We start from the raw sequence: 329 nt of genomic DNA, 5'->3' as shown, positions 1-329 counted from the left end.
CCGGTCACAGAAGATGGTGTCAGCCTGGTTGAGGCCGCCACGCTTCGGGCCACTGACAGTGATGGCGACGGGGATGCGCTGACAGGGACGGCGGTGTCTGCCGCGAGCACCCAGGGGGCCGCCCTGACGCTGAACCCCGATGGGACGATCATCTATGATCCCACCAGCGCACATGCTGTCCAGACCCTGGCACTTGGTCAGACCCTGACGGATACATTCACATATACCGTCGATGACGGCAATGGCGGAGAGAGCACCGCAAAAGATCTACTAATTGGGTAGGGGAGGCAAACAGAGAAAATCGCACGGTATAGTTTGCGGGGGAGTCC

Annotated in this window: 1 protein-coding gene; it reads left to right on the top strand. The window is 60.2% G+C overall.

From position 1 onward, the window contains the following. Positions 1-282: Ig-like domain-containing protein (locus ACFWW2_RS02825; protein ID WP_393925974.1), on the top strand; the 282-nt coding region annotated here is incomplete at its 5' end. Positions 283-329 lie beyond the last annotated feature (47 nt).

It is taken from the genome of Yoonia sp. R2-816 (assembly GCF_046762905.1).
Lineage (GTDB): Bacteria > Pseudomonadota > Alphaproteobacteria > Rhodobacterales > Rhodobacteraceae > Yoonia.
This window is presented reverse-complemented; position numbering and strand designations above follow the sequence as displayed.